Annotated in this window: 35 protein-coding genes; 19 read left to right on the forward strand and 16 right to left on the reverse strand. The window is 64.5% G+C overall.

The window, feature by feature from the left end; translation table 11 throughout:
• Positions 1 to 173: 173 nt before the first annotated feature.
• Positions 174 to 482, forward strand: a complete 309-nt coding sequence (locus MKK65_RS03695) for a hypothetical protein (protein WP_243955400.1) — start codon at positions 174 to 176, stop codon at positions 480 to 482.
• On the forward strand, positions 479 to 832 hold the full coding sequence (locus MKK65_RS03700; protein WP_243955402.1) for a hypothetical protein: 354 nt from the start codon (positions 479 to 481) through the stop codon (positions 830 to 832). The genes MKK65_RS03695 and MKK65_RS03700 overlap by 4 nt, the downstream gene beginning before the upstream one ends.
• A 1,579-nt stretch (positions 833 to 2,411) precedes the next feature.
• On the opposite strand, the gene MKK65_RS31110 is transcribed toward MKK65_RS03700, so the two are convergent.
• The 6 genes from MKK65_RS31110 to MKK65_RS03725 form a co-directional block, all read right to left on the reverse strand.
• Positions 2,412 to 2,603: a hypothetical protein gene (locus MKK65_RS31110; protein WP_279596500.1), complete on the reverse strand. Its 192-nt coding sequence runs from the start codon at positions 2,601 to 2,603 to the stop codon at positions 2,412 to 2,414.
• Positions 2,527 to 3,336: a hypothetical protein gene (locus MKK65_RS03705; protein WP_243955404.1), complete on the reverse strand. Its 810-nt coding sequence runs from the start codon at positions 3,334 to 3,336 to the stop codon at positions 2,527 to 2,529. Before MKK65_RS03705 ends, MKK65_RS31110 begins: the two co-directional genes overlap by 77 nt.
• 243 nt (positions 3,337 to 3,579) lie before the next feature.
• Positions 3,580 to 4,728, reverse strand: coding sequence for a tyrosine-type recombinase/integrase (locus MKK65_RS03710; protein ID WP_243955406.1), 1,149 nt, complete (start codon positions 4,726 to 4,728; stop codon positions 3,580 to 3,582).
• Positions 4,715 to 5,059: a hypothetical protein gene (locus MKK65_RS03715; protein WP_243955408.1), complete on the reverse strand. Its 345-nt coding sequence runs from the start codon at positions 5,057 to 5,059 to the stop codon at positions 4,715 to 4,717. The genes MKK65_RS03710 and MKK65_RS03715 overlap by 14 nt, the downstream gene beginning before the upstream one ends.
• Positions 5,052 to 5,537, reverse strand: coding sequence for a hypothetical protein (locus MKK65_RS03720; protein ID WP_243955410.1), 486 nt, complete (start codon positions 5,535 to 5,537; stop codon positions 5,052 to 5,054). Before MKK65_RS03720 ends, MKK65_RS03715 begins: the two co-directional genes overlap by 8 nt.
• 9 nt (positions 5,538 to 5,546) lie before the next feature.
• Positions 5,547 to 5,813: a hypothetical protein gene (locus MKK65_RS03725; protein ID WP_243955412.1), complete on the reverse strand. Its 267-nt coding sequence runs from the start codon at positions 5,811 to 5,813 to the stop codon at positions 5,547 to 5,549.
• Between the two features lie 225 nt (positions 5,814 to 6,038).
• Here MKK65_RS03725 and MKK65_RS03730 point away from each other — a divergent pair, with 225 nt between their 5' ends.
• Entirely contained in the window at positions 6,039 to 6,557 is a 519-nt protein-coding gene (locus tag MKK65_RS03730) for a hypothetical protein (RefSeq protein ID WP_243955414.1), read from the forward strand.
• Positions 6,558 to 6,649: 92 nt separating this feature from the next.
• On the opposite strand, the gene MKK65_RS03735 is transcribed toward MKK65_RS03730, so the two are convergent.
• Both MKK65_RS03735 and MKK65_RS03740 read right to left on the reverse strand, forming a co-directional pair.
• Positions 6,650 to 7,006, reverse strand: coding sequence for a hypothetical protein (locus MKK65_RS03735; RefSeq protein WP_243955415.1), 357 nt, complete (start codon positions 7,004 to 7,006; stop codon positions 6,650 to 6,652).
• On the reverse strand, positions 7,003 to 7,647 hold the full coding sequence (locus MKK65_RS03740; protein ID WP_243955417.1) for an AAA family ATPase: 645 nt from the start codon (positions 7,645 to 7,647) through the stop codon (positions 7,003 to 7,005). The genes MKK65_RS03735 and MKK65_RS03740 overlap by 4 nt, the downstream gene beginning before the upstream one ends.
• A gap of 194 nt (positions 7,648 to 7,841) precedes the next feature.
• Between MKK65_RS03740 and MKK65_RS03745 the strand changes: the two genes are divergently transcribed.
• The 3 genes from MKK65_RS03745 to dnaQ all read left to right on the forward strand — a co-directional run bounded on the left by MKK65_RS03745 (position 7,842) and on the right by dnaQ (position 9,903).
• The gene (locus MKK65_RS03745; protein ID WP_243955419.1) at positions 7,842 to 8,297 is read left to right on the forward strand and encodes a GNAT family N-acetyltransferase; all 456 of its coding nucleotides are present in this window, start codon (positions 7,842 to 7,844) and stop codon (positions 8,295 to 8,297) included.
• 549 nt (positions 8,298 to 8,846) lie between these two features.
• A complete protein-coding gene (locus tag MKK65_RS03750) occupies positions 8,847 to 9,089 on the forward strand; it encodes a hypothetical protein (protein WP_243955421.1) in 243 nt (80 codons plus the stop codon).
• Positions 9,090 to 9,195: 106 nt separating this feature from the next.
• On the forward strand, positions 9,196 to 9,903 hold the full coding sequence (gene dnaQ, locus MKK65_RS03755) for a DNA polymerase III subunit epsilon (RefSeq protein ID WP_243955424.1): 708 nt from the start codon (positions 9,196 to 9,198) through the stop codon (positions 9,901 to 9,903).
• 33 nt (positions 9,904 to 9,936) lie between these two features.
• On the opposite strand, the gene MKK65_RS03760 is transcribed toward dnaQ, so the two are convergent.
• Complete coding sequence (locus MKK65_RS03760; protein ID WP_243955426.1) at positions 9,937 to 10,284, reverse strand: low affinity iron permease family protein; 348 nt, start codon at positions 10,282 to 10,284, stop codon at positions 9,937 to 9,939.
• A gap of 215 nt (positions 10,285 to 10,499) precedes the next feature.
• On the opposite strand from MKK65_RS03760, the gene MKK65_RS03765 reads away from it, so the two are divergent.
• From MKK65_RS03765 to MKK65_RS03790, 6 genes are all read left to right on the forward strand, one after another.
• Complete coding sequence (locus tag MKK65_RS03765) at positions 10,500 to 10,757, forward strand: hypothetical protein (protein WP_243955441.1); 258 nt, start codon at positions 10,500 to 10,502, stop codon at positions 10,755 to 10,757.
• Between the two features lie 14 nt (positions 10,758 to 10,771).
• Positions 10,772 to 11,041, forward strand: a complete 270-nt coding sequence (locus MKK65_RS03770) for a hypothetical protein (RefSeq protein WP_243955443.1) — start codon at positions 10,772 to 10,774, stop codon at positions 11,039 to 11,041.
• A gap of 22 nt (positions 11,042 to 11,063) precedes the next feature.
• A complete protein-coding gene (locus MKK65_RS03775) occupies positions 11,064 to 11,246 on the forward strand; it encodes a hypothetical protein (protein ID WP_243955445.1) in 183 nt (60 codons plus the stop codon).
• 6 nt (positions 11,247 to 11,252) lie between these two features.
• Positions 11,253 to 11,453, forward strand: a complete 201-nt coding sequence (locus MKK65_RS03780) for a hypothetical protein (protein WP_243955447.1) — start codon at positions 11,253 to 11,255, stop codon at positions 11,451 to 11,453.
• A gap of 114 nt (positions 11,454 to 11,567) precedes the next feature.
• On the forward strand, positions 11,568 to 11,705 hold the full coding sequence (locus MKK65_RS03785; RefSeq protein WP_243955449.1) for a hypothetical protein: 138 nt from the start codon (positions 11,568 to 11,570) through the stop codon (positions 11,703 to 11,705).
• 100 nt (positions 11,706 to 11,805) lie between these two features.
• Complete coding sequence (locus tag MKK65_RS03790; protein ID WP_243955451.1) at positions 11,806 to 12,366, forward strand: chemotaxis protein CheB; 561 nt, start codon at positions 11,806 to 11,808, stop codon at positions 12,364 to 12,366.
• Positions 12,367 to 12,381: 15 nt separating this feature from the next.
• Here MKK65_RS03790 and MKK65_RS03795 read toward each other — a convergent pair whose 3' ends face one another.
• Together MKK65_RS03795 and MKK65_RS03800 are read right to left on the reverse strand one after the other, a co-directional pair.
• Positions 12,382 to 12,774, reverse strand: a complete 393-nt coding sequence (locus MKK65_RS03795) for a hypothetical protein (protein WP_243955454.1) — start codon at positions 12,772 to 12,774, stop codon at positions 12,382 to 12,384.
• A 515-nt stretch (positions 12,775 to 13,289) separates the two neighbouring features.
• Positions 13,290 to 13,658 carry a hypothetical protein gene (locus MKK65_RS03800; protein ID WP_243955456.1) on the reverse strand — a complete coding sequence of 123 codons (369 nt, stop codon included), beginning with the start codon at positions 13,656 to 13,658 and terminating at the stop codon, positions 13,290 to 13,292.
• 132 nt (positions 13,659 to 13,790) lie between these two features.
• On the opposite strand from MKK65_RS03800, the gene MKK65_RS03805 reads away from it, so the two are divergent.
• Positions 13,791 to 14,189: a hypothetical protein gene (locus tag MKK65_RS03805; RefSeq protein WP_243955457.1), complete on the forward strand. Its 399-nt coding sequence runs from the start codon at positions 13,791 to 13,793 to the stop codon at positions 14,187 to 14,189.
• Positions 14,190 to 15,083: 894 nt separating this feature from the next.
• On the opposite strand, the gene MKK65_RS03810 is transcribed toward MKK65_RS03805, so the two are convergent.
• Positions 15,084 to 15,329, reverse strand: coding sequence for a helix-turn-helix domain-containing protein (locus MKK65_RS03810; protein ID WP_243955459.1), 246 nt, complete (start codon positions 15,327 to 15,329; stop codon positions 15,084 to 15,086).
• Between the two features lie 123 nt (positions 15,330 to 15,452).
• Between MKK65_RS03810 and MKK65_RS03815 the strand changes: the two genes are divergently transcribed.
• From MKK65_RS03815 to MKK65_RS03840, 6 genes are all read left to right on the forward strand, one after another.
• Positions 15,453 to 15,749, forward strand: coding sequence for a hypothetical protein (locus MKK65_RS03815; protein ID WP_243955461.1), 297 nt, complete (start codon positions 15,453 to 15,455; stop codon positions 15,747 to 15,749).
• A gap of 12 nt (positions 15,750 to 15,761) precedes the next feature.
• The gene (locus tag MKK65_RS03820; RefSeq protein ID WP_243955463.1) at positions 15,762 to 16,262 is read left to right on the forward strand and encodes a hypothetical protein; all 501 of its coding nucleotides are present in this window, start codon (positions 15,762 to 15,764) and stop codon (positions 16,260 to 16,262) included.
• Positions 16,263 to 16,324: 62 nt separating this feature from the next.
• A complete protein-coding gene (locus MKK65_RS03825; protein WP_243955465.1) occupies positions 16,325 to 16,531 on the forward strand; it encodes a helix-turn-helix domain-containing protein in 207 nt (68 codons plus the stop codon).
• A gap of 79 nt (positions 16,532 to 16,610) precedes the next feature.
• Positions 16,611 to 16,895: a hypothetical protein gene (locus tag MKK65_RS03830; protein WP_243955467.1), complete on the forward strand. Its 285-nt coding sequence runs from the start codon at positions 16,611 to 16,613 to the stop codon at positions 16,893 to 16,895.
• Positions 16,896 to 16,983: 88 nt separating this feature from the next.
• On the forward strand, positions 16,984 to 18,489 hold the full coding sequence (locus tag MKK65_RS03835) for a hypothetical protein (protein WP_243955469.1): 1,506 nt from the start codon (positions 16,984 to 16,986) through the stop codon (positions 18,487 to 18,489).
• A gap of 102 nt (positions 18,490 to 18,591) precedes the next feature.
• Positions 18,592 to 18,873, forward strand: a complete 282-nt coding sequence (locus MKK65_RS03840; protein ID WP_243955471.1) for a hypothetical protein — start codon at positions 18,592 to 18,594, stop codon at positions 18,871 to 18,873.
• Between the two features lie 43 nt (positions 18,874 to 18,916).
• On the opposite strand, the gene MKK65_RS03845 is transcribed toward MKK65_RS03840, so the two are convergent.
• From MKK65_RS03845 to MKK65_RS03860, 4 genes are all read right to left on the reverse strand, one after another.
• Positions 18,917 to 19,903 (reverse strand): hypothetical protein, encoded by a 987-nt coding sequence (locus MKK65_RS03845; RefSeq protein ID WP_243955473.1) that lies wholly within the window; start codon positions 19,901 to 19,903, stop codon positions 18,917 to 18,919.
• A gap of 717 nt (positions 19,904 to 20,620) precedes the next feature.
• Positions 20,621 to 21,781: a YihY/virulence factor BrkB family protein gene (locus tag MKK65_RS03850; RefSeq protein ID WP_243955475.1), complete on the reverse strand. Its 1,161-nt coding sequence runs from the start codon at positions 21,779 to 21,781 to the stop codon at positions 20,621 to 20,623.
• A gap of 114 nt (positions 21,782 to 21,895) precedes the next feature.
• Positions 21,896 to 22,222, reverse strand: coding sequence for an integration host factor subunit beta (locus MKK65_RS03855; RefSeq protein WP_243955500.1), 327 nt, complete (start codon positions 22,220 to 22,222; stop codon positions 21,896 to 21,898).
• An 11-nt stretch (positions 22,223 to 22,233) separates the two neighbouring features.
• The gene (locus MKK65_RS03860) at positions 22,234 to 22,770 is read right to left on the reverse strand and encodes a DUF2059 domain-containing protein (protein WP_243955477.1); all 537 of its coding nucleotides are present in this window, start codon (positions 22,768 to 22,770) and stop codon (positions 22,234 to 22,236) included.
• Positions 22,771 to 23,026 lie beyond the last annotated feature (256 nt).

The raw sequence follows: 23,026 nt of genomic DNA on the forward strand, positions 1-23,026 counted from the left end.
CTCTGGCCCTGTGAAATCAGAACGTCCGCCTGACGTAGCTTCGCGACGATCTCCTCGGGCTTCGGGTGCTTTGCCATCTCGTCCGTCCTCCAGGCTCAAAAGCCATACCAAAGGGCGGACCACTTCAATGGGGGCTGACCAACCCGGCCTACCTGTTGGCCGAGCGTGACGACATGATCGCCGAGCGCGTCGCGCAGTCGATGCCGGATCCACCGCCCCTGTCTGAGCCCATGGAGTCGATCGACTTCGACGCCATCGCGGCCCCCGTCGAGGCTAGCGTCGTCGCCTTGGCGGATGACGCATTAGCCCGCGGGGCTATTTCCGAGGCCCGGCATCGCGAGATCGTCGCCGAGCCTGAGATGCACGTCCTGCCGGTCATCAAGGCCTCGGACAAGGGCGCGCAGGGCCAAGCGCTTCAGATCACGGCGCGGATCAATCCCGCATATCTCACGGAACTCGGGCTGCCGGAGCATCAGTCATGACCGCACGCGAGCAAGCCGCCTTCAATGCCGGCATCGAGACGGCCCGGCAGATGGCGATGGCCGCCGCCGTCACCCTGGAAGTCCGAGACGACGCGCGAGAGGTTCGGCAGCAAGCCGCAGCCGCAGCGCTTCAGGGGCTCGCCTCTGGGCTCCAAGCCGCCTTCCTCACCTCGCCGCCGGAGCCTGATCCGATGCACCGCGTCATGGCGACGATCGCCGCGGACCCGGCCAACAGCGGCACGGTCGAATGCCCGACGTGCAAGGGGCGGCTGACCTGGGCGAAAGACAGCGGCAACGGCCACATCCACGCGCAATGCGAGACCTCCGGGTGTCTCCGGGTGATGCAGTAGGGGCGAGGATGCGGCACCTAGGCGGATGCACCGAGTGTTTCACGGTCTGGTGGGCCTGCCGTTGCCCCCTCCGGTGCGAGGAATGCGGCGGCGGCTATCGCGATGACGGCAACAGCTCATGCGGCACGGTCGGGTGCCAAGCAGGACAGCGCCGGGTCTGGGCGATGATGGATCAGTTGCCCCAGCAGCGGGAGATTGAGGCGGCGGCCCCTTTCCAGTGCGACGCGGCCGAGACCGCAAGGGGGTCGCGTTCTGCTACCCCCTCGCTCGCCTTGGCACCTGATCCCGAAAGGGGAGAACGAAACGTTACCCCCTTGGCGCCGATCGCAGGGGGCGACGCGACAGCAGGCCCATCGCCAGATCCGGAAGGTGGGGCCGTGACGACCCCTCCCGTGGCGCGTCCGGCCGAGCGCCGCAGGCCAGCCGCCAAGGGTACTCGCGGTGTGAGTACCCCTCAGCCGAGCAAGCCCGCGCACCGTCCCGTCGCCGAGCGCCGCGCAGCCGTCGAAGCCCTGCTGTCGGAAGGTCTCTCGGATCGGGAGATCGCCCGGCGGGCGCAAGTCTCGCCCTCAACCGTCTCGACCATCAAAACGGCCCGAGAAGCCGCCAAAATTGGCGCGTGAGGCCGATGCCGGAATTCCTCGGCCTTGGCAGCGGGTTTCAGCCCGTGGCCGTCCTAGGCTAAATTTGGGCCATGCGCGGCAGCCCAGCCCCGGCACTGTCTGCGCCTCGGGGGCACTCACCCGAGTTTTCGGTTCAGCGGTAGAAGGTCGGCGCGCATCGCGTAGCGGCTTCTAAAAACTCGGGGTCGATCCAGGTGCCGGCCTCTAATCCCCTCTAAAATAGAGGAGCCCCGCACGCGTAAGGGCCTGAAACCAAGGCCGAAACCACGCGCTTTTTTAGGTGTCCGGATTGTCCGGGTTGCCCCCCGCATGGCTATTCTTCGCTCGGGGAAGCCCGACGAATTTCGTCGAGGTTTCCGGTGAGGTAGTCCTCACTTTAGCCAAGGGTGGCCAGCTTAGACGGCCCACGCCTTCCCCGCTCTAGCCGAGCCTAGATCTGTCCATGCCCAGTCAAGGTAACGGCATCTGCCCCTTGCCCGCGATGCCTGGATATCCGCTGTTTTTTTATTCCGAGGCGATCCGCCTCTAAGGGGTGCTGGATCCGATTTTGGACACCATGCATGCTATCGGGCGGATGGCGCTAAGCCATTGGGGGCAATGCTCTCGGGGAATCGATCACTTCCCGCGAGACCCGTGGAGGGATGACGACTTACCCGGCCTTGCCCGCCAACTAACCTGCCTCGACCTGGCAGCGGACCCCCATCTAACCGGCGTCGGCCTGGCCCCGAGCCTTTGATTTCCGTTGATTGTTTTTCAGTTCGGCCCTCGCGCGCCTGCGCGTATTGCTGGCGAAACTCGACCTGAACCTCAACAATCCACAACAGGTCGCCCGGCCTCTTTGCGTTCAGCGACCAGGATGGCACCAACCGAACGGGATACGTTCGCTTGCCCCGCCCCCTCGCGCGCCACGCGCATGCGCGTGCGTACCGTGCGCTAAACCCCGTTGTCCCGCCGTCCTATCCGAGCCCGGCGCGGATCGCGGCATTCGAGGCCCGGACCATGCGGTTCACTTCCCGGCGCAGCTCGACCATTTCGACCGTGTGCATCCCGGTCCGATAGGCCCCGTTGCGTTCACCCTTCGGAGCCCCGATCCCTTTCGCTCCACCGTGCATCCGGCATCGCTTCTTCCCCCTCACAGCCGGGGACATGCACGGGGTCCCGGCCCGCGTCTGGGCGCAGCATCGAGGGATCAGCCTGAAGGGCGAGGGCTGCCGGTCCAGCGAGGGCGGGTGCATGGCATTGCCCCGTGCTTTCGACGCGGCCCCCTCCCTGTCCCCCGGTGACATTCCCGACGATGGCTTGGCCGCCTGAATAGACGTGGACATGCTCAACCGTGACCTTCTGAGATCCGCCGCGCCTGATCTTGGCGAGGGCTTCAAGTTGCGTCGTGTAGGTGCGCAGGAGCTTGGTCGCGAGCGTGCCGAACCGCTCCAATTGGTCCGTGTTGGTAGCGTGCTTGGCCTTGGACAGCATCTCCATCGCGACGCTATGGGTGCCGATCATTTGGACCGCCAACATGGTCTCAGCCTCGTTCTGCGGCCCGATCCCCGCAACGGCCGCGATCCCGGCGTTGATCTGGTCCGGCTCCGGCAGAGGCTTGCCAACGGACCGCATGATGTTCCCAACCTCGCCGGCGGCCCGGTTCGCGAACTCGGGCGAGACCGTCCCGAAGGTGGCGCGCTGCAGAACCTCGAATGCGCCGAGATCGCTGTGCGGGGCGTCTATCGTGATGCTGCCGCCCTCGATCTTCTTGACCTCATAGGCGATCGGCTGCGTGCGGCTTCGGCAATACGCCTTGGCCTTCTCGATGGCGTCCCGCTCCTGCGCATTGGGCTCACGCTTGGGCTCGACCGCTTTCGCCTTGGGCTTGCGCTTGGTCATGGCTGACCCCTCAACACACAGAGAACGGTTGGCAGTGGCTCGGCAGATAAAGGCGTAGGGCTACCTTGATCTGCGGGACCGAACTGCACTGCCAAGAGAAGACCGCGACCGCTGGGAATAGATCGCCGGGCAGTATAGGAGTTAGCTTCGCCCGGAAGCTGCACGGCCCCACCCTACTGCAGCCGACCGCGATGCTGGCGAGATGTTCGTGCGAGTCCACCTGAAACTTGGCCCGGACGCGCGTCATAGGAAGCCGCTCCCCGAGTGTCCCTTGAAGGCATTGGCGCGGCGGATGTAGCCGACGACGGTCCGGGGATCCCGGTGGCCGGACTGATCCATGATCCGCGCGAGATCGGCGCCGCGCTCTGCCGCCGTGGTGATGTAGCCGGCCCGCAGCGAGTGAGCCCCGAACGTCGAGGCGTCGAGCCCCGCGGCCGTGCAATACCGCTTGATGATGTCGGCAACGGCCTGAGTGGTGAGGCGGGGAGGCTTTACGTCAGACTGACGTAAAGGGTGGGGAAATTCTCCCCCCTCTGCGGGGTGGGTACTCGATACCCCCTCCTGGCCCTGACGCCCTAAGTTCAACTTAGCCTTACCCCCGCAGGGTTTTACGACGTGTCCGTAAAACTCCGGCGGCATCTCGCTCGACCCCTGCGCAGATTTGCGCACCCTCCCCGACCGTGACACCGGCCGGAACACAGGCCCCGAGACGATGCCGGCCGCATCGAGCCATTCGCGCACCAGGGCGACGGGCCGAATGAACCGGCCGTGCGGGATAGCCTTCTCAAGCCCCCTGCCCTCTTGGTCCGTCTTGGATCGCCGGACCCGCACCCGTAGGCCCTCGGGATCCTCGATCAGGTCCCCCACGTCGAGCGCCACCAGTTCGGAGCGGCGGAACGCGCCCGCGAAGCCGAGAGCGAGTAACGCCCGGTCCCGCTTGCCGGTGAGGGTGTTCGGTGTCCGCATCAGCAGCGCGGCCAGCACGTCGGCAGTCGCCGCGGCCTTCTGTGTCGGGGCGACGCCTACCTTGCGCCTGGCGCCTTGGATCGCGGCCCGCACCCCTTCGTCGTCGGTCGGGTCCGGCTCACCCGCCAGCTTGTGCGCGTAGCGGATCGCGGCGAGGCGGCGCCCAAGCGTCGAGGCTGCCCGGCCGCTCTCGGCTTCCGAGACGATGAACGCGGCCACGGCCTGCGGAGTCGCCGGGATGGCCCGGAACCCGTATCGACCGCACCACTTCTGAAACACCCGGGCATCGGATGTGTAGGCCCGCACGGTCGCATCGGCTTTGCTGGCGCGCTGATAGGCTCTGACTATCGAAGCGGCCTCCGCCGGTAGGCCGTCGCTAAGATCTGCCGCGACCTGACTGGCGGGCAGGTTTTCAGACATCGGCATCGGCATCGCATCCCCGCCCTGCCCCGAGGGCTTCGGCAATCGCACTCCCGAGAGTGCCGTCAGTCCAATCGTTCGGGAGGCGCATGTAGTGGCTGGGCCGGCGGATCATGCCGCACGTGAACCGGCCCGCGTCCCATTCCAGGGCGAGGCACGGCCCGGCCTCCGGATGGTCGGGGATGAACTCGCGAGCCACGCCGCAGGGCTCCATGGCGCAGCACAGCCCGCAACCGTTGCACGGCTCACCGAACCGGGGCTTGATCGGGAGCCGGGCGCCGGCCGTCCCGTCGATAAGGGCGATTGTGGCGGGGTTGCCTGCGGCAGGCTCAGACATCCACGGCCTCGCTAAAGGGTGCGCAACTTGTTCCGACACTTGGCGCAGAGGCTTCCTGCCGCCCCGCATCGGTCAGACCGGCCGACCCGCCGCCCTTGATCGCGCGGCGCGTCACGAGCCCGCGGCGCTCAAGGCTCGCCAGAACCCGAGACGGGTTGAAGCCGCTTTCGGTCAGCCGGAACGGCGTTGCGCGTCGAGCCCGCGGCGCTCGCCTCGTGCGAGTAAGCGAGCGGGTGAGCCCGAGGAACAGGGCCGCCCGTTCGTCGCCGGCCGCCGCCCTCGCCTGGATCTCGGCTGATCTGGCCGCGCTCGCTTCGGTCATGGCTTGGTGCCGGGCCTGCATCTCGGGTGAAAGCTCATAGGCGCGATCCACGATCGCCCAGACGAAGAACAGGCCGTTGCCGCTGCCATGCTCTGCCTCAAGCGAAGCGAGGGCCTTCAGCATCAGCGGTTGTGCCGTCCCGAGGCCGCGCGACATGCCTAGCCCCTAAGTGTCGGAACAACTTTGCAACTGCACCGCCGCAAGCGCCGGCTCATCCCGACCCATCTGCACGGCCAGTTCATCGCGCCAACCGGCGGGCAGTCCGAACCCGCGCATCCGGGCTCGCGCCTCGACGGCGACCAGGACCCGTTGCCAATGCTCCGGGCTGGCCTGCCACGGCGCGCACGTCAGGCCGAGATTGCGGACAGCGCTCGACGCGGCCTCTCGGATCGGGGCGAACGAGTCGGCAGGCGAAGATAGCAGCGGCTTCATTTCTTCACGGCCCTTTCGGTCCGCCGGTCTGATACTTTCGAGAATGACGATTATCGAAAGTTATACTGAGGACGGCCGCGATGCAATGCTAAAGCATTATAGCAGTGTAATGCTACAGCGTCGAAGCGGCGTTGGGTCATCATCGCGAGACAGGCAGCTGAAGGTTCCGCACCCGGACGGCTTGGGTGTATGGCCGTCGCCTCCCTCCCCGATTGAGGCGTATGCATGAATTACCGAGAGCAGGTTGCGCACCACGAGGCTGCCCACGTGGTCATCTCTCACATATTTAGAGGCGGGCCGACGGCGCATGGCATCGACATCAACGCTCCGTCCTCAATGATCGGTGCCTTCGGGAATGCCGGCGTCCAAAAACTGGTTCATGACCCCGCGCTTCCGAAAGAGGAGCAGCGCAACGACCTCATAAAGAACGTCGCGATGACCTGTGCTGGCGCCGCTGCCGATGCACGGACGATGAACCGTCCGCTGACGCAGGCGCTGCTGATGCAACTCGGAGATCTTAAGGTTGCTCAAACCGAAATTGCTCAATCGCCGCTCATCCCGACATCCGGCCGAAGCCCGAGCACCGTGCAAGTGGACCGTGATGAAGCGCTTCAGGCAGGACTGGAAACCGCAGAGCATCATCTCGCTCGTCCAGATATCTGGGCTTTAGTAGAGAAAATCGCGAAGGCGTGCCTTGCTAACGGCGGCAAGCTCTCGAAGGAGGAGATCGAGGACCTTCTGTAGCGAAAAGCCACGCCGCAGCGCCTTAGTGCTGTCATGCTACAGCGCTGAAGTGGGAAAGCACGATGATGTCATAGCATCGTGCTGCCATCTTGCTATGCGTCGCCCTTAGCCTTGAGAGAGGCCGCCGACGGATGCCCGTGCTTCTGCAAGGCGGCGTCGATCCCTTCCATGATGACGTCATGCACCTTCACGTCGCGGGTGAAAGCGATCTCACGCAGACGGCGATGCACCTCGCGCGGCAGGTACACCGAGGTATGCACCACCTCGGGGCGGGCCCGGCGGCCACTGGCTTTCGGAGCCGCCGCTGATGTCGGGGCAAGGGCGGTTGGAGCCTGAACCTCTGAAGCCTGAGCCGCCTCGGCTTCAGCCGGCGCGGCATTCTCGGCCTTGTCCTCGGCCTGCTCATCCGACAACTTCAGACCGCCGATGACTGAGGGTCGCTTGGTCACGCCTTGGCCGCCTTCATCTTGCGATCCGCCCATGCCCACAGGCCGCGCAGCTCGTCGGCTGCCTTGCCCTCAGGCGCATACTCGGTGACACCCTTCCCGGCCGCTAGCGCGTCCTGATGATCGGCGCGCGTGGTCAGGGATGGTTCGGCTAGGACGCCGAACATGCCGAGACCACTAGCCGCCTCTACGGTACGAGCTGAGCGCCCAGCCGGGCACTGGTTCAGCACGAAGGCGAACCGGTCCCGCATGCCGAGCCGCATCAGGGTCTCGATTGTCGGCATGGTCGCCTGAAGGTCGAGGCGCGACGGTCGGGCAGGGATCAGCGCCAGGTCAGCCGCCTGCATGGCGAGATTGCCGCCGGTCGACGCCACGCCGGCCGTGTCGAGGACGGCGAGGGTGTACCCCTCCTGGCCGAGAGCCTTCAGGATCTTCGGGAGGTCCGACAGGCGATCCGGCCCCAGCCGATCCACGGCCGGGGCGTCCACCGTCCTGCTGTCGCCCCAGGCGGCGAGGGATCCCTGCGGGTCGAGGTCGAGCGCGATGACGCGCTCTCCGGCCTCTGCAGCGGCGACTGCTAGACTGGCCGCGACCGTCGTTTTGCCGGCGCCGCCTTTCTGCGTGACGAGCGTGATCGTGCGCATGTAACCCCGTCAGTGTTGTCGTGCTGTAGCAGGAAAGCGTGACAGTAGGAAAGCGCTATGGCTTCGTCATGCTAGAATGCCAACATGCGGTCATGCTGTAGCACTGCAGCATGACAGCGCGGCGCTTCACGGCGTGAGCGGCGACTTGCATCCCAATGGATGGAGACCAGACGGCCGCTTGGTATCCTCCGCCCATGGCCCCCACTCTCATTCGCGTCGTCAACAAGGCTGACTGGCGGACCTATCACGCCATCCGGCGCACGCTTCTCTGGGAGGAGAGGGGGCTCAGCGGATATGATGAAGCCCGTGCCGAGGAGCGATTGCTCAACCACCACCCCCTCTTGCTGATGTTCAACGGGGAAGGCGTCGGCACGACAAGGCTCGATGACCTTCGGGACGGTACGGGCATCGTGAGGCTCGTAGCCATCGCCGCCGTCGTTCGCGGGCAGGGCCATGGACGTATCTTGAACGCCAAGGCGGAGGAGCACGCACGCCGGCTCGGTGTCCGCGTCTTGTTGGTGAACGCGGCCGCAGAGGCGGTTGGGTTCTACGCCGCGACCTGGTGGCATCGCCTAGAAGGGCATCCGCCATCGACGCTCGGACGTGCCGACAACTGCGTTCCGATGCAGAAAGCGATAACAGATCTGTAGTGCTGCAGCATGACAGCGCTAAAGTGTGACGGCGCCATAGCGGCTCAATGCTGCTCGTCCTATCTCCGGCTCACCAGCCGCGGACGCGGTCGGGAGTGCGCAAGGCCGGGTGAGCCGTGATGATATGGCCGCCCGGCCGGTTACAAGCTGCTGTTAGGCTGAGACACTTTGTCGAGTGTCAGCCCCGTTGGGAAGGCTCCACCGCTGAGACAATCCAGAGCCGACACTCCGAGCCAGACCACGACGTTCCAACTCCAGGCAGGCCGCTAGCGTCGGGCCATTGCGCTGGCTCACTGGTACGCCAGCACGGGACTTGACCACACTCGTGCTGACCGGGTGGTCCGTCAGCACCTTTAGAATGGCTTGTTCTAAATCGGTCAGGGATCGCATCCTGACAGCCAAGCAGGACAGACGCCATATCTGCGACTAGGCGGCTCACATTCCCGTTAGACCGAAGTTCATCCCTGAAGCGGGGGACCGCTTACTCGGCCATCTTGGCACCTTGCCTGCACTGCAGATGCCATCAGACAGTCTGCGGTACAACTCGGCATGCCCCTCGTTTGGTCCCGCACAGCCCAAGATACGCACTATGATTTCGTCGCTACCGAAGACGGCCTTGAGGTCGGACGGATCATGAAAAACCTTGGCGGCCCGAACGCCGGCACATGGTTTTGGGCGTGTACGGGAGATCAGCGCGATGAGGTCGATCTGAAGCCACTGAACGGCGAGGTGCAAACGCAGGATGAGGCAGTCCAGGCCTTGTCGGAAGCTTGGGCGCGCGCCAAGGAATAGGAATGCGGATGAGCCTGCGCCGCACGATGGTGATGACCGCCATCATCATGGGGGTTCCCGGTCCAGGGCTGACCGAGCAGCCTACCGAGCGAAGGAGCCAGGCAGCATGACGCGCGAGATCGTCCTCGACACCGAGACCACCAGCACGGACGCAAAGGTCGAACGCATCATCGAGGTCGGCTGCGTCGAGCTGATCAACCACACCCCGACCGGCCGCACCTTCCACCGCTACTGCAACCCGCAGAAGGCGGTTCATCCGGACGCCTTCGCGGTCCACGGCCTGTCCGACGCCTTCCTCGCCGACAAGCCGCTGTTCGCCGCCATAGCGCCTGAGCTGCAGGCCTTCATCGGCGACGGCACGCTGGTGATCCACAACGCGCCGTTCGACGTCGGCTTCCTCAACGCCGAATATGCCCGCCTGCCCGAGCCGCGGCCGCCGGCGATCAAGCTGGACGATGTAGTCGACACGCTCCTCCTCGCCCGGCGCAAGCACGCGGGCGCGGCCAACAACCTCGATGCGCTCTGCAACCGCTACGGGATCGATCGCAGTCGCCGCACCAAGCACGGGGCGCTCCTCGACGCCCAGATCCTGGCCGAGGTCTATGTTGAACTGCTCGGCGGCAAGCAGACTGGCCTCGATCTGGCGCCCATCCTTGCCACCCCAGCTCAGTCCGCTGCGGACGCTGCCCGTCCGATAGCGCCACGCGTGTTCAAATCGCGGCTCACAGATGCCGAGCGAGAGCGCCACGCGGCGTTCATCGGTACGCTCAAAACGCCGGTCTGGGCGGACTTCATCAGCGAGACGGATAGCTGATAGGCGGGTGGCCACTCAGCGACAGGCCGACACTCAGTCCGGACGCGAGGCTGGCGCCTTGTCCTTTCGGATCAATTCCAGTTCCTCAGCGCTGCGCTCCTCAATCCCAACTAGCAGATCATCCGCATTCTCGACAGCGCGGAGGAGTTCATCGAGCTTGATCTGGATGGCAGCGGTGTCTCGGGCCCCGGCTACGAGGATGACGCCAGCCAGCAGCATCGCGGCGATGGACAGGAACAAGTTGAAGACCAACGCCCAGTGGTCGTTGAAGCTGAGGAGGGCGCCGGAACCGAGGCCCGCTGCGACCGTGAAGCAGGTTACCAGGAAGCCGGTCGGCTTCGAGAGCCATACGGCGAGTCCGACGATTGGCCGGTCGAGCATTGAGCACCAAGCCTTGCCATAGGTAGCTCGACCGACGGGGCCGTGCGGCTATCGGTCAGGAATGAGTTTGAAGCCTGTAGCAGTTCCGGAAATAACGAGGACGTGAGCCCTGTTTCTGGCATCGGAGCTACATATTGAAAGGGCTGACGTAAAGATCAGCGTTGGTGCCCACTCGGTGGTGGACGATTGACGGCGGCTTGCAGTAACTCTCCAGCATGGCCAGCAACCCGACCGTGTCCGACCTCCGCAAGATTTCCGAGGTGACCCAGGGCGAGATAACTACCGCAGTGGATGCTGTGCTCGCGGATCTCAAGACCGAGGCCTACCCCCTGGCAAAGGGGTGGGTGCTGGACCTTGTCGAGATGGTCCGCACGAACGAGCAGGTGACGATAGCGCTGAAATCCGATCAGGCTCAATGGAAGCGCGGCAGGGTGCGTGCCGCGATCCTGCTGGCGCATCCGGTGAAGGGGTGAGCGAGCCTACGACCATGACCACCAGCGGCAGGCACTGGTTCTACGACAGCAGGCTGATGGTCTGCTCGTTCTGCCTGCTGTCGGTCGTCGCCATCTTCTGGCAGGTGAGCAAGTTCGAGGGGTTCCAGCCAATCTTCACCTGCGCCACCGCGAAGGATGTTGATCGCTTGTTGCTCTCCTCAGGGATGGACGCCTGCATGGGCAGTGCGCGTTCCCAGTTCGAAACGGAGCGATGCATGCGGACCGTCTATGTGCTGGCCTGCATGAAGGAGCAGTGGCGCTAGATGATCGCGTCCGCGTAGCCGCATGCTTGAGGAGGATCCCGTCGCCGAGGCCGTCACCGTCATCATGTCCCGCGGCCACACCGTCGAGCCCGACGACGATTACGAGAACTGGCGCGTGGACGGCGGCGCCTGGCTCACCGCCGGCGGTCTCTTAACCCTGGCCATCCGCCTGGGCTTGAACGCCAGGGTCGGTCGGCTGCAGTAGACCGTCATGCCTCAGACCCTTACCGGCTGGATCCTGTTCGCGGCCGTCATGGCTTCCGCGATGGGAACCGCGTCCACGACCACCAAGCTCGGCATGGCGCGGCGTGGTAGGGTGGCTCCGGACCGCAGGGACATCCACGCCGCCTATGCGTTCGGGGTGCTGCTGGCGCTTTCGACCCTGCTGTTCCTGATCGTCGAGGGGCGGTAGTTCGATCTCATGCCCTCTGAAAGCCGCGCTCCTCTCCGGCGTCTTCAGCTTGAAGCGCTCCGAGCTTGCGCCCTGTACCCACAGGGTATGCGGCACGGCGCACACCCGAGCGTCATGCCGGCGCTGCAGGATCTTGGTCTGGTCGAGGAGAGGCCGGCACGAGGGTCGGCTGGGCGGAAGCTGTGGTTCCTGCTGCCGGCCGGGCGCGAGTTGCTGACCGAGACCGGGATGAGCGAGCCGCGGGAGTCGTAGCGGTCGAGGCGGTTGCTCGACCCGATTGCCGACGGTTTACTCCGAACGTTCCTCTGGGCGCGGATGAACCGGAACCAGCCGCGGCAATTGTCACAGTGAAATGAGCAGCATTATCGTCATCGCCATCTCAGCGGGTGGCTTAAAACCGCTCCTGCAGATCGTCGCCGCGCTGCCACCTATCTGCCGCGCCTCTGTGTTCATCGTCCAACATATCGGGGCCCACCCAAGCATCCTCCCCGAAATCCTCGCGCGGAACAGCAACCTTCCGGTAGCCTTCGCCCAGCACGGCGAGGTCGTCGAACGCGGTCGGATCTACGTCGCCCCGCCCGACCACCACATGCGGCTGCGCGCTGGCGCGATTTGGCTGGATCAGGGGGGCAAGGTGCAATTCGCGCGTCCGGCCGCCGATCCCCTGTTCATCTCAGCCGCCGAAACCTATGGCGAGCGCGTCGTCGGGGTCGTGCTCAGCGGCGCGAACAGCGATGGAGCCGCGGGAATTCTCGCCATCACAGCGCGCGGCGGCCTGGGCTTGGTGCAGAACCTGGACGAGGCCAAGTTTCCCGAAATGCCCTTAGCGGCGCTGAAGCTTGATCACCCTGAGGCTCCCCTTACTGCCGCGCGCCTCGCCGAGCGGGTGGCCGCGCATTGCGCCAGCTTCTGAACCGGCTCGCCCTGCTCATTTGCCCTCGGCCTTCGCCTTTAACTCCCAGATCGGTGGGCCCCACACCTTGCCTGGCGTGTTCCGGTAGCCGGCCGTCCGCTCGAACACGATCCGGTCCGCCTCGACCGCATGCACCTTCTTGCCGGCGACCATCAGCGCCCCGCAATAGTCGACACGCAGCGTGCCGTGATCGGGATGGACGCCGAATAGCTGTGGCGCCGTCCAGCCTAAGCCATGGGCTTCGGCGCCGAACCGGGTGCAGAAATCGAGTGCCGACTCTCTCATCGTCGCCCACTGCGCCGGCGTCAGGTAGCGGCAGGGCGAGGCGCGCTCAGAAATGTTCTCGATCGCCCCATGCCAGATCGCGACGGGGTTCGGGATCAGGGTGGGGGCGAGGCCATATGACATCCAGCCGAACTACGGCAGGCGTTTCCGGCAGGCCATGCGGCCAGAAGCGGGGTTGCTCAGCGTTTGAGGCCCACCGACCCGTTCCGAGTGAGGGGAGGAAATTTGGACCGGGCCGGTGGGTGTCCCTCGGGAGGACACGCTATGGTGCACCGCAGCGCTGATCTTTCAAGGTCCAAAACGAGAAAGGCCCGCCCTGGTTTTCCAGTGGCGGGCTTGATGCGACTGCGCTGGCGAGGCCGCACCGAGTCATCCCGAAGGCGATGCTGCTCTGCCGGCGCTCAGCTCCCCAGCTGATCGCTGGGAGCAACCTGCTGCCACATAGTTAACGGACCCCTAACCCGACCTGATCGCAGGTGGGCCGGCTCGGCCCCGCCGCCCGATCTGATCACGGGCTGGCGGAGGAGGTCGTCGATCTCACTAGTGGGAGCTAATACGCAACGCGGGGACCCTTACGCAGCATGACGAGGATGGGTTAGCAGCCCGGCGTTCTGGCAAGCAAAGCGCTGTTTCTCCAGTCAAATACCGACGCTGGCAGCCCCCGCATCGGCTGCCTGCCGCGCGGTCGCACCATCGCGCAGCGCTGCAGCTATGGCAGACGAAGACATGTCGATCGCGCCGGCTCGCTCGTCACCAAAATCCTGCATGCTGTTCGCGTTGGATCCGACTCGCGCGTGGAAGTTGTCCGGGAAGCGCCTGTTGATCCGATCCCTCAGCATGTCGGTCGCCGTGCGGTAGTCACCGCTGAAATCCTTCGGCGTCTTGCTTGCCCTTGCGCCGGGACCCGAGTTGTCTGCCGAAGCGCGCAATTGATAGTTTTCTGCCTGCCCAGGTCTGGCTGACATAAAATCCACGATCTGCAAAAGCAATCTTTTGACTACATTCATGAATAACACCAGATGCTATCTCTTAGAACGAAGAATTAACCATTCTATATCACGCGCGGTTTCGTATTAAGTTCCTCTTTCTAACGGGCGTGGCCGGAAAATTGGACCTAAGCCTCGATTTTGGGAGCATGGATGTCCGGTTGGATTGAAGCTAAAACGTCCACCTGCGCATTAAGAGAATGCATCATTCCAGAAGGCATTTTTAGAGTGAGATTTACAACATTTGATGTGTTTGAAATTCTGAAAAATAGGGGATGGGGTTGGGCCTGCGTAGTACGATGGATACATAAAGCGATTGACAAGGTTATACAGAAAAGACACTCGAACGCGATCCGTGAAATGTCTCGCACAATGGACTCGATCTGCAGGTTTTTGCGTCTCTATTCCTCGCTTGACGGAGGAAAAACACGTAATACATTCGCTAATGCCTCAAAACCGATATATAAACTGTTAATTTTAGCTATGATCGGATTTATTTGGGCAATTGCTTTAAGCGGTTTAACATATTTGGTTGTAAAAAGCCTACAATAGCAATTGTCAGACCCATAATTTAGCTGTTATATTTGATAAATATAAGTATATTATTGTATTAAATAGCCGTCGATTTTGTCGCAACCGGCATAGTATCGCTTTGCATAACTGGGCGCTGTACCGTTTCGCCGCTTCGCCGCACTTGCGACCTAGGCGGAAATTGGTATCATTTGATGGAATATTTGCTTTTTGCTCTTGTTGGCGCTTTCTGTGGGTCGTTGTTGACTTGGTACCTACTCGTCCCAATCGTGACGGTAGTCGCGGTGGCGGTGGGAGCGGTTGGCGCAATCAATGGATACACCTTCAGCGACGTTCTAGCGGCTACTGTCCTCAGGGTCCTCATTTTGGAGACGAGTTGGTTAGCATCCGTCTGCCTGATTATATTCTCGAACCGGAAAACGCCCGATAGGCCCGATCGCCCAGTAGAGCGAGATCAAGCAACTTCTGAGCGGGAAGTTAACAATCCACCTTATTGAAGGCATGCAAAGTAAAAATATAAATCGAACATAACAAATATTTCATCATACCACGTATCGCAACGATTGCCGACTGCGGATGACAGTATCTGATAAATATTCTGCTTGCTTTTGACAATTAAGCTGCGACCAAGATGACTAGCCGCGTCCACTCAGCTTGGATCATATGCATCGTATGCGGTGGCGGTGAGATAGTTGCGGCATCGCTCTGGCTCGCTGAGGAGCTGCCATTGCTGATCCGCGTCATGGCGCCTTCCGCTCCCGGAACCGGATCCCGGCCCCGCCGCCGTTCTCGGGGATGAACTCCAGGCCAGCGGTCACTGCACGTACCCGGCGAGCCCGTAGATCGCCATGGCGGTCACGATAAGGGTGAACCCCGCCAGCGAGACCGTGCCGCCGATCCGCTCCCAGCGCGGGCTCACGGCTCAACCTTTTGCTTCGGCCGCACGCCCGCCGCGTGTCCGTTCTCAGGTGTGAACTCCAGGCCAGCACCCTCAAGAGCCCGACGAATGTCCAAGAGCTTGTCTGACATCGTTTTGGGGATGCCATCGCTCTTTTCCATGCGCTTGATTGTGGTCGCGGAGACGCCGGACGCCTCTTCCAGTTTCGCGACCGACCAATTCAGGTAGCCGCGCGCCATCCGTATCTGCGCACCCGTGAGCATCTGACCCTCTGATGCCTAAATTAGGCCACCAAGCGCCCAAAATGGGTTGACATCGGCAGCGAGTAGTCCATTTTAGGCCATGCTCCGCCCAAAAGGAAGCGCCGCCCGCCCGGAATGGTCGTCATGCCCTACCGCACCGTCTCTTGGAACACCCTCTCCCACAGCCTGCACGACAGCCGGCCGCAGATCCCCGCCGGCCTGCTGACCGCCCGCGCCCAGATCCAGGGCTTCGCCCGGTTCCAGCCCCGCCCCCTCGTCGTCGCCGGTAAGTTCGACCGCTCCGCGATCATGGCCGCCGCCGCGGTCGCCGCCACCGGCCTGCAGGAGCGCTACGGCCTCACCCGCGCCGCCGCTCTGTCCACCGCCCTCAAGGCTGCCTGGCAGGCTGCCAAGATGGCCCGCACCGCCGCTGCGCACTGAGGAGCCGCGCCGATGACGAATTCCCTTTCCCGCAGAGCCGCCCTTGGGGCCGGGCTCGCGACCTTCATGCCCGCGCCGCCTCCGGCCCTGTTCCTCGCGACGGTTGCCGCCGTCCCGATGGTCTCGGCCGCTGAGACGGTCCCCGAGGTTGTGGCGCGGGCATCCTCCGAAGCGCGCGGCGACGATACCCCGCGCCTGCCCGATCATGCCGCTCTTTGGGCTCGCATGCCCCTGCCGTTCTCCCCGGCCGAGGCTTGGCGGCTCCTGTCGCCAGCCACACAGGCCGAGATTGGCGCGGCCGTGATCGGCATGGAACTGGCGCAGTACGTCTACGGCGACGGCCGGGCCGATGCCGACCAGTTCACCGACGATAAGCTGCGCTCGGATGCATCCGACGTGGCCGACAACCTTTTGAACCGGATTGCTGACCGACTGTGGGTGCTGCTGCCCGACCTATACGGGCCGGACGGTGATCATCCACGTTGGGCTCTTGATAGCGGGCTCGCGTCGTGAGCCGCCCCGTAGTGCCTACGGGCAGCCCTGAGCCGCGGGTTGAGCCGTCCCGTGCAGCCGTTATGGACCCTCTGGCCTACCGACCGCGCGATGCTGCGGTTGCCATCGGAGTCAGCGAGGCGCTGATTTACGAGTTGATTTCCGAAGGCGCTCTGCCCGCGCGGAAGCTGCGTGGCGCCACGGTCATCCTGCGATCGGACCTCGTGACCTTCCTTGAGGCGCTGCCGCTGACAGCCTCGGCAGCGAAGGCTCGCGCCTCGCCCAGCTAGCCGCCTCCGGCTGAGATCTCAGCCGATCCCCCTTCGCCACCGCCGACCACCGCCACGAGCCCCAACAGGAGCGCGAACGATGACCTACGCCCGTATCCCCGATTTCTCGCAGCCCGCCCCGGTCCGCAGCACGGCCGCCGCCGGTGCCGCCCGGCGCCGTCTCCCCGTCGATGGCCGGTTCCTCGCCCTGCCGAACGAGATGCAGCCCGGCACGATCGAGCCGTGGGAGGCCGTGGCCCCGATCCGGCCCGACACCGCGCATAGCCGATCCCTGCGCTTCTTGGACACCGCAGGCGAGCTGCTGGCCGCCGTGGCGATCATCGGCGGGGGCATGGTGCTCACCGGCCTCGCCTCCCTCCTCTGACCCCGACCCGCACCCGAACGGGCCGGCAGCCCGCGCCCTTCCTCCTCAAGGATCCGCGATGACTCTCCGTAGCTCCCTCAAGAGCCTCATGCAGCGCAGCACCGCCATCCCGAGCATGCGCGAGCGCGCCGCCACCCTGCGGGCCAGCCTCGGCCGCAGCCGCGTCGAGGCCGCCCCGCTGCCCGCCCCCGGCAGCGCCGAAGCCAAGGCCGCATTCGCCGCCGCCTGCCGCGAGCATTCGATCCGAACCAACCCAGCAGACGGCTGGCCGGGCCTGGAACGCGGCGGCGGGCAGATTTGGACCCGGGATGCACTCGGCAAGGCTATGGACGCGGGCGGGATCACGCCAGCCGAGTATGCGCGTCTCTACCCTCTGGCGAGCGAGCGCGAGCTGCTGATCGAGATGGCCGGACACGATCTGAACCTCGGCAGCCTGTTCGCTCTGGCCTATGCCAATGAGTACCCCGTCACGCTGCCTTCGACGCCCAGCCTAGAGCAGGATGCTGTGCCCGCGTTGGCCTCGGAAGATCCGGCCGGCGACGCACTGCTGCTGCAACTCGGCCGGCAGTTCGATGCCGCGCAAGCGCATGAGATGGCGGCTTGCGAAGCGTGCAACGCGGCTGACCGGGAGGCCGAACGGCATATGCCCGAGCGACCTGCCTGCCTGACCCTGCGGGCTTCAGACGCGCCGCTACACATCTATCCGCTGATCATGATGGCCGCAGCCCTGGAGGGGATCCAGCTAAAAAGCGCGGACATCGAATGGCTGCGGGGCCGCATGCCAATGGTGCACGAGGTTCTGCGGCCCATCCGCCAGGGCGAGCGCTCCCACATCGACCACCCTGGCCGCAAGTTCGACATCGTGCACCATCCCGAGGCGCAAGCCCGAGCCGAGGAGATCGTAGGCGCGTGGGACGCCTGGTGGGCCGAGAAGGTGCGGATCCATGGCGAGCACCTTACCGAAGCGCTCGATGACGCTGCCAATGACGCCGCCAACGCCACTTCGGCGCTAGGTGAGCAGATTGCGGCGCTCCCGGCGCGAACCGCCGATGGCTTCCGGGTCAAGCTGCGAGCGCTCTCCCATTACATGCGGGATGCTCTGCAGTCCGAGACCCCGGAGGATCCTGACCCGGATCAGATCTTGGCGCACTCGCTTTGGCGGGACGTGCATGGCGAGGCGCAGCCTGGGCTGACGCCCTTCACCGCCTCCCGCCAAGAGCCCAACCTCATCAGCATGCTCGACCTGGCCTCGGCGTCCATGGAGGACCTTCACACCATCCGTGAGACGGCAAGGCTCGTCGGTAGCGTCGCTGATGCCGTGCTGTGCCAGCCGCGGGCGTGGGAAAGTGGCGTCCCTAGGCCGACACGCAACGACGCTGGGAAGCTGATGCGGTGGGTCAGCGATGCGCTGTCTGCCGTGGAGACGGCCGTCGAACAGGAGGCCGCCGGGCGGACATCGTTGGGCGCCGACGATCGCGGAACCCGGCTGCACGTACTCGCGGGCGTCACCATCGACAACGACGACCCCGACGAACTGGCAGCCTTCGCCCACGATCTGCTGGCCCACGCCGAGGCCACGCGCGAGGGCCGCTGAGGGCGGCCTTCCCCAATTCCTTCCGTAGCCGTGCGTACCGCTCCGGCCGGGGCCTGCCGGCGGACTGCCTACCCCCAACACAGAGACAGCACCGAGACCCCCATGAGCAAGATCCTCACCTTCCCGACCGCACGCAAGCTGCCAGCCGCTCAGCCCATACCCCGAGAGGAGTTCGAGCGCCTGGCTGAGTTGGCCTTGGATATCGTTGACCGGATCGTGTCCATTTTGGACGACCAGGACGGCGACCCCGACCGCGAGGAGGGCGGTGATGCCGAACCCAGCCTCGGGTCCCCCGAGAACCATCATGGATCGCAGGTCGTGTGGTTCCGGGGCACCGATCGAGATCTCGAAATCGATCGGCACCAGCCGGATGCGAACCCCTGATCCGTTTTCTTAACCACCGCGCTCTCACCCACGTCGATCAAGGCTAGGCGCACTGGATCGGCACGGTCCGGTTGGTCGTGGCACGGTGTCGGACGCAGAACGTCGCCCCCGTACCTTTGCAGACGTAGGAGGCCGGATGCCGGCAGGCGGGCATCGTGCATCCGACCACCTCCAGGGGTTCGACCCTTGCCCCGCCCGCGACCCGCTCGACCTTCGCCGCTTGGGGGCCCTGGATAGGGGTGGAGGATCGATGTGTGGATGTTTCCAGGATTATGGGGGGCTGCCGAACGGTCCCCTCACCTAAGTGCCTTTCGATCCCCCTCCCCATCGCCGGTTCGGCCTCTCGGACCAGGCGCGGTTCAGTCCCCCTATCAGGGGCCAGTTCGGCCCCCCTGGGGGGTGAAATCGAACCGTTCTGGTTCGAACGTCGGAGTTGGTCCTCCACCTCGCTCTTCAGGTACGGGAACCCCCCGGGGGTGAGCTGGACGATTTGCGAGTTCGGGTTCGGTGGGGCGCCGCGGCGCAGACCGGACGGTACTCTATCATCCTCAATCTGCCGAATGGGCTTCGGGACAGAGGCTGGTTCGGTCTCATGGGCCGTCGGTGTCACCGCGACATCGGTTATACCGATCACGTGCGGCTTCGGATGGGTGCCTGTGGGGACCCCACCGTGCGGATCGCGCACTTCGCGCTTGGCCCTTTCTGCGTTCTCCTTCGGATAGATGTGCCGCATCGATTTGCCGTTGCGCACCTCCATGACGAGGACGACGTGCCCGTTCCGCTCAAGCTGCCGCAGGCCCTCGATCACCCCCGACGGACTGATCCCGAGCATCTCGGCCATCCGACCGTTCGTGCGCCAGCATGCGGCGGTCTTCGAGTTGAACGCGTCGGCGAGCAGGGCGCCCATCCGCACGCCCGGTAGGCCGATGCCTGCGCCCGAGATGACGTTCACCAGCCAGGGGCCGATCGCGCTCCACTTCTGCCCCTGCGGGTACGTGATGACCCCTTCTTTGGTCTCGCTGAACGGCATGGCCCGATCCTCTGATGGGCCGATGACCGACCCAGCCAGAAGGAAGCGAAAACCGTCGAAAATCGCGAATGTGGTCCTGTGTCGGGCCTCGGGGCGCTAAGAAGCCTACGGAAGAGCGCGCGTCGAACTGTCTTTGCGGAACGGCTGCTGACGTCGGCAAAGCGTGTCATGCGCGACGCTTGAACCCTCGGGTCATCCTCTGCATCCTCATCACCCAGCCACTCGTTCTTACCTGGCGCGCGGTCAGGCCGCTTGGTTCGGACCCCGGCTGAGACAAGCAGCCGAGGGTGCTCCTCCCCTCTCGCACCTCATCCGAGCCGGGCGGCCGCTCAGGCACTAGTTGCGCTCGGTCTTCGACTCCAGCTTGGCAGCTCGCGTGAGCCTCTGGATGACGCGTGGCGGTCGGTTCGCCTTGGACTCATGGCAGGACTAGTTTGTCTCATTGTAGCTGCTTGATCGTGACGGCGATCGAGTGACGCGTCTATGATCGGCCCCGTGCCACGCCGATCCTGCCAACATCCCAACGACTGCCATGCCGCTGGCCGAGGCGGTCCCTGCCGGACCTGTGACGCGGAAGCGATCGCGCGCCGGGCCGTCTTGCTGCGTGAGCGGATCCTAGCAAACCGGGCCGAGGGGCGTCCGCCATATGCAGAGCGCCCCTCCCGGGCTGTGGAACAGGACCGTGGGTTCGGCCCTGAACTCTGAGATGAAGGGCCGCTACTCAGCCGCCGCACCGACGCTGTCAGCCATCTTCGCTCCTCGCGTGCCCAAGGGCTGAGGCTCGCCCACCGTGGTATCTTCAGCGGTCTGGTGCTCCATCTCGGCGTTCACTTGGGCGCCCAGCAGCACGATGATCGTCGAGATCCAGATCCAGGTCATGAACCCTATCGCCGCCCCGAGTGAGCCGTAAGTCTTGTTGTAGCTGCCGAAATTGGCGACGTACCACGAGAACAGCAGTGAGCCGCCGAGCCATAATAAGGCCGCCACGGTACTGCCCCCGGTGACCCAGTGCCAGCGCGGCGCATCCCGACTCGGACCGTAGCGATAGAGGACCGCCAAGCCGCCGAGCACGGCGAGCAGCAGTGCGGGCCAGCGCAGCAGGGCCAGCCACCACGCGTCTTTGCCGATCCCAATGAACTCGAACACGACGGGCAGCACCACGACCGCGCCGAGGGCCAGGATCAGGAACGCCAGCGCGCCGGCGGTGAAGGCCAACGAGACGAGGTTCAAAACGAAGAAGTTGCGCTTCTCGCGTTCGTTGTAGACGAGGTTGAGCGCGTCGAAGACGTGCTTCATGCCACCGTTGGCGCTCCACACCGATAAGGCGATGCCGATGACCAGGCTGAGCCCCAGCGTGGCATCGCCCTTCTCGTTCAACAGCTTGACTTGATCGCCGAGGATATCGAGGGCGCCCTGGGGCATGATCCCCTGGAGGCTGGCGAGCTGGTCGTTGATGGTCGAGGCGTCCGCCACGAGCCCGTAGACCGACACCAAGGCTGCGACGGCCGGGAAGATCGCTAGCAGCGCAAAGAAGGTAACGCCGGCTGAGACCAGCATGACCCGGTTCTCGCCCACATCCCGGTATGTACGCAGCGCGATGTCTTTCCAGCCTTTGGCTGGGATCTCGGTCGGGCGCTTGGCTTGCCGTCCGCGATCGGCCTGCGTGCGGGCGACCTCCTGGGCGTCACGACCGCTGTGAGAAGGTGACGCTTGGCGCGCATCGCTTCGAACCTGGTCAAGCCTGCTCGCACGTGCCGTGGGCCGGCGCGGGAGCGCTACGAGACCAATTAGTGCGGTGGCGAGTGCCAGCGTCCAGACCGTCGAGGATTGTGCGCCAGGCTGGCCGGATGGATCTGGCTTCGAGGGACTGGAAGGCATTGTCGGGCTACAACCTCATGCACGAGCGCTGAAGATCGCCGCCACAACGACGAGGCGTCAAACCATGGTGCAAGAAACGTAGCGTTTTGCTGGGGGTCGAAGCAGGTGGGACCTTCAGGACGCCCGTCCCGGGCACTCTGCCTCGCGTTTCTGATCGGCCAGCTTGAGTTTCAAGCGCTCGCGTATGTCCTTGCCCGGTTTGAAGTGGACGCTGGTCCTTGCCGGTACGGAAACGGACACACCGGTGCGTGGATTGCGGCCGGCCCGGGGCTCTCGGCAGCGAACCGAGAAGGCGCCGAAATCGCGCAGCTCCACGCGGTCGCCGTCGGCTAGCGCCGCCGTAATGCGATCGAGGATGGTGTCGACCACCGCCTCAACCTGCTCGGCGTAGAGGTGCGGGTTCTGGTCGGCGATGCGGAGGACGAGCTCGGATCGGACCACGGCGACCGTGTTCAGCGTGGCTTCGCCTGTCCACCGGTTGCCCATCCATGGGCTTGGACCGCCTTGACGATCTTGCCCTGCATCTCAGGTCCGACTGACTGCATCCACTGCTGTAGACCAGCGAGCTGGATCTGGGCGAGCTGCGGCTGGGCGGCCGCGAGACGCTTGCCGGTGGGCGTGGCGTAGAAGGTCGAGATCGCCTGCAGGTCGTCCTTGCCGAGGATCGTGGCGAAGCCGCGGGCCTGGATGTCGAGCAACTCGTCGTAGTGCGCGATCAGGGTCGGCATCACGACTTCCTGGACCAGCACCTGCGCCTTGTCGGGCTCCTTGATGCCGATCTGCTGCATCATGCCGACCATCGGTGCAGCCATCGCGCTGAGCGTCGCGGTGCGGTCGCCCTGCATCTGTGCGACGGTCTCCCGGGCGACCTTCAGCAAGGCTGGATCGGGCGTGGCAGAAGACGCGGGCTTCGGGGCGGGTTGGGCCAGCACTGCACCGGGCAGTCCGGCTCCGAGACAGAAGCTGACGAGCAAGGTCGAGAGGCGCATGCGCAGTCCGATTGCGAGGTGATCGCGATCCGACGCTGACGCCGTTCGCTCGAACCAACACCATACGGGAGGGTCAGACGATGTCGACGGCTGAAATGCCAACGTTGACTTAACCGTGCCGTCCGGCCGACATGCCATGTCCGGCTGGCGCGCGCTCTGCGCGAGTCGCCGGCACCATCAGGAGACACCGCCGCCGCAAGTCGACCCCTGAAAAGCCAACGGCCCCCCAGTCGCCAAACTGGAGGGCCGTCGAAAA

Origin of the sequence: Methylobacterium sp. J-001 (assembly GCF_022829565.1) — a bacterium.
GTDB lineage: Bacteria > Pseudomonadota > Alphaproteobacteria > Rhizobiales > Beijerinckiaceae > Methylobacterium.

Bases quoted from the DNA above. Each gene is read 5' to 3' on its own strand.
- MKK65_RS03695 (WP_243955400.1), top strand. From the start codon at position 174: ATGATCGCCGAGCGCGTCGCGCAGTCGATGCCGGATCCACCGCCCCTG.
- MKK65_RS03700 (WP_243955402.1), top strand. From the start codon at position 479: ATGACCGCACGCGAGCAAGCCGCCTTCAATGCCGGCATCGAGACGGCC.
- MKK65_RS31110 (WP_279596500.1), bottom strand. From the start codon at position 2,603: ATGTCCCCGGCTGTGAGGGGGAAGAAGCGATGCCGGATGCACGGTGGA.
- MKK65_RS03705 (WP_243955404.1), bottom strand. From the start codon at position 3,336: ATGACCAAGCGCAAGCCCAAGGCGAAAGCGGTCGAGCCCAAGCGTGAG.
- MKK65_RS03710 (WP_243955406.1), bottom strand. From the start codon at position 4,728: ATGCCGATGTCTGAAAACCTGCCCGCCAGTCAGGTCGCGGCAGATCTT.
- MKK65_RS03715 (WP_243955408.1), bottom strand. From the start codon at position 5,059: ATGTCTGAGCCTGCCGCAGGCAACCCCGCCACAATCGCCCTTATCGAC.
- MKK65_RS03720 (WP_243955410.1), bottom strand. From the start codon at position 5,537: ATGTCGCGCGGCCTCGGGACGGCACAACCGCTGATGCTGAAGGCCCTC.
- MKK65_RS03725 (WP_243955412.1), bottom strand. From the start codon at position 5,813: ATGAAGCCGCTGCTATCTTCGCCTGCCGACTCGTTCGCCCCGATCCGA.
- MKK65_RS03730 (WP_243955414.1), top strand. From the start codon at position 6,039: ATGAATTACCGAGAGCAGGTTGCGCACCACGAGGCTGCCCACGTGGTC.
- MKK65_RS03740 (WP_243955417.1), bottom strand. From the start codon at position 7,647: ATGCGCACGATCACGCTCGTCACGCAGAAAGGCGGCGCCGGCAAAACG.
- MKK65_RS03745 (WP_243955419.1), top strand. From the start codon at position 7,842: ATGGCCCCCACTCTCATTCGCGTCGTCAACAAGGCTGACTGGCGGACC.
- MKK65_RS03750 (WP_243955421.1), top strand. From the start codon at position 8,847: ATGCCCCTCGTTTGGTCCCGCACAGCCCAAGATACGCACTATGATTTC.
- dnaQ (WP_243955424.1), top strand. From the start codon at position 9,196: ATGACGCGCGAGATCGTCCTCGACACCGAGACCACCAGCACGGACGCA.
- MKK65_RS03760 (WP_243955426.1), bottom strand. From the start codon at position 10,284: ATGCTCGACCGGCCAATCGTCGGACTCGCCGTATGGCTCTCGAAGCCG.
- MKK65_RS03765 (WP_243955441.1), top strand. From the start codon at position 10,500: ATGGCCAGCAACCCGACCGTGTCCGACCTCCGCAAGATTTCCGAGGTG.
- MKK65_RS03770 (WP_243955443.1), top strand. From the start codon at position 10,772: ATGACCACCAGCGGCAGGCACTGGTTCTACGACAGCAGGCTGATGGTC.
- MKK65_RS03775 (WP_243955445.1), top strand. From the start codon at position 11,064: ATGCTTGAGGAGGATCCCGTCGCCGAGGCCGTCACCGTCATCATGTCC.
- MKK65_RS03780 (WP_243955447.1), top strand. From the start codon at position 11,253: ATGCCTCAGACCCTTACCGGCTGGATCCTGTTCGCGGCCGTCATGGCT.
- MKK65_RS03785 (WP_243955449.1), top strand. From the start codon at position 11,568: ATGCCGGCGCTGCAGGATCTTGGTCTGGTCGAGGAGAGGCCGGCACGA.
- MKK65_RS03790 (WP_243955451.1), top strand. From the start codon at position 11,806: ATGAGCAGCATTATCGTCATCGCCATCTCAGCGGGTGGCTTAAAACCG.
- MKK65_RS03795 (WP_243955454.1), bottom strand. From the start codon at position 12,774: ATGTCATATGGCCTCGCCCCCACCCTGATCCCGAACCCCGTCGCGATC.
- MKK65_RS03800 (WP_243955456.1), bottom strand. From the start codon at position 13,658: ATGAATGTAGTCAAAAGATTGCTTTTGCAGATCGTGGATTTTATGTCA.
- MKK65_RS03805 (WP_243955457.1), top strand. From the start codon at position 13,791: ATGTCCGGTTGGATTGAAGCTAAAACGTCCACCTGCGCATTAAGAGAA.
- MKK65_RS03810 (WP_243955459.1), bottom strand. From the start codon at position 15,329: ATGCTCACGGGTGCGCAGATACGGATGGCGCGCGGCTACCTGAATTGG.
- MKK65_RS03815 (WP_243955461.1), top strand. From the start codon at position 15,453: ATGCCCTACCGCACCGTCTCTTGGAACACCCTCTCCCACAGCCTGCAC.
- MKK65_RS03820 (WP_243955463.1), top strand. From the start codon at position 15,762: ATGACGAATTCCCTTTCCCGCAGAGCCGCCCTTGGGGCCGGGCTCGCG.
- MKK65_RS03825 (WP_243955465.1), top strand. From the start codon at position 16,325: ATGGACCCTCTGGCCTACCGACCGCGCGATGCTGCGGTTGCCATCGGA.
- MKK65_RS03830 (WP_243955467.1), top strand. From the start codon at position 16,611: ATGACCTACGCCCGTATCCCCGATTTCTCGCAGCCCGCCCCGGTCCGC.
- MKK65_RS03835 (WP_243955469.1), top strand. From the start codon at position 16,984: ATGCAGCGCAGCACCGCCATCCCGAGCATGCGCGAGCGCGCCGCCACC.
- MKK65_RS03840 (WP_243955471.1), top strand. From the start codon at position 18,592: ATGAGCAAGATCCTCACCTTCCCGACCGCACGCAAGCTGCCAGCCGCT.
- MKK65_RS03845 (WP_243955473.1), bottom strand. From the start codon at position 19,903: ATGCCGTTCAGCGAGACCAAAGAAGGGGTCATCACGTACCCGCAGGGG.
- MKK65_RS03850 (WP_243955475.1), bottom strand. From the start codon at position 21,781: ATGCCTTCCAGTCCCTCGAAGCCAGATCCATCCGGCCAGCCTGGCGCA.
- MKK65_RS03860 (WP_243955477.1), bottom strand. From the start codon at position 22,770: ATGCGCCTCTCGACCTTGCTCGTCAGCTTCTGTCTCGGAGCCGGACTG.